Consider the following 1,506-nt stretch of genomic DNA (forward strand, 5'->3'; position numbering starts at 1 on the left):
AAGTCAAACCAGGCGCACCGGTCATTCAATCGGGCGACCTGGACGGTGCGACCGAAGCGAACTTGAATGACCTCAGCCTCAGTTCCGGATGCAGTGCCACCAAATATTTCTTCCAACTTCGCCTGCGTGTTGTTATTACTATTATTATCGCCATGAACATCCTTGTTTGACCAAAAATAGGATTGACCATCCGCTCGAGTTTCGAGTCGATAATCCTTAGTGGAACCCTCCATGGAAAAAATGTCGAACGTGTGTTTTAACATGTCTATGAATGGCATAAAGAGGGATCGGTTAATGCCTCCCTTATACAAGGCATCGGGGGAGCGATTCGAGGTGGCCACTACCACGACATTCCAATCCAATAATAATAAAAACAGTCTTTTCAAAATCATGGCATCGGCAACGTCTGTCACTTGAAATTCATCGAAACAGAGGAGTTGGGCTTCTTGTGCCAATTGTTTCGCAATGATGGGAATAGCATCACCCCTTGGGTGCTTCTTTTTGTAGACAAAGATTCGATGATGGACGTCTAGCATGAATTCATGAAAGTGGACGCGGCGTTTGGTAATTTTTGCGTGTTTGTGGCTGGAATTATTACAGCGAGAATCATCATCAGGAACATTAACCGACGCGTAAAAGAGATCCATTAGAAAACTCTTACCGACCCCGACCGGTCCATGAATGTAAATGCCCCGCGGTGGTGGACCAAAAGACCACAAATGGAACTTCTTTCGAAGAAAGGACTGGGCGGATGCCATGGATCGTGCCAGTAACAGTGGACTGCTGCTTTTACGGCTGCTCTCTGTCGGATCGTCGGTAAGCAAAGGTACTGGTGGGAGCGAGACAAGAGACTCGTGCAGGGCATCCAATTTTGCCGCCAGAGCGACTTGAGCGTTATCTCGCCGCACCTCCCCCGCGTCCACCTTGAGTTCATAAGCCGCTACCACGGGACCTGTCGAAAAGCTCCGCCGAGCGACGCGATGCTTTTCTATCATCATCTTCATCATCATCTTCTTCGTCATGGAGTTAATGAGTTTATCAACCAAAAGGTTTAATACGATGTATGGGTATCAAATGGATTTGTATTAGAGACTAAAATTTCGGAGTTCAACTTGTACAAAATTAGCATAACTATCTCAAATCTAGGGCTGGAGTTTGGGCAGAGCGGTCATTTTCCATTGTTGATCCGTGCTGCGAATCATGCCTTTGGAGTTAAAGGATACTAATAAAACGCTCGAGGTAGCTATTTTTTAGAACCTGACCTAGGCACCATCAAAAGCTAAAGGTCTGCTTTCCTGTTTTAAGTAATGTAAGGTTTCGAGGAAAATAGGCTCGATTCTTATGACCGCTATTCACCATTTTTTGATACTGGGATAAAAGTTCGTATCAGTAATATTCAGCCAAAGCTGAGAGAAGTACCAAGGCCTGCTTTTGGCACTTAGCGGACGTCAAGCAGCGCTTGCCAACCAATAGAAGAATTGAACTCAGAAGTAATGGTATTTAATA

General features: G+C 45.3%; 1 protein-coding gene. It reads right to left on the reverse strand.

Annotated features, from left to right (window positions below; translation table 11 throughout):
- On the reverse strand, positions 1 to 1,022 hold a 1,022-nt coding region (zapE, locus tag A3756_RS08585), incomplete at its 3' end, for a cell division protein ZapE (RefSeq protein WP_068553333.1).
- Positions 1,023 to 1,506: the final 484 nt, after the last annotated feature.

Source organism: Oleiphilus sp. HI0086 (assembly GCF_001635225.1).